1 protein-coding gene is annotated in these 203 nt (G+C 63.5%); it reads right to left on the minus strand.

Features of this window, described 5'->3' with window-relative positions:
- On the minus strand, nucleotides 1–186 hold a 186-nt coding region (locus EN893_RS37905), incomplete at its 3' end, for a porin (RefSeq protein WP_206517610.1).
- Nucleotides 187–203: the final 17 nt, after the last annotated feature.

The following is a 203-nucleotide window of genomic DNA, read 5'->3' on the forward strand; positions in this document are numbered from 1 at the left end:
ATAGCCGCCGATGCGCAGGCAGGTTTCGGTGCCGGGGATGTAGAAGTAGCCAGCGCCGTAGACGTCGCAGATCTTGACGTATTCAGCGGGTTCCGGCTCGGCGACGACGACGGCGTCGGCGGCGCGCGCACCGGAAACTGCGATCAGGGCCGCAGCGGAGCCGAGGAGAAGGCTCTTGATGTTCATTTTCTGACCTCCAGTCA

The sequence above is a fragment of the Mesorhizobium sp. M7A.F.Ca.CA.004.04.2.1 genome (assembly GCF_004022825.1).
Classification (GTDB): Bacteria; Pseudomonadota; Alphaproteobacteria; order Rhizobiales; family Rhizobiaceae; genus Mesorhizobium.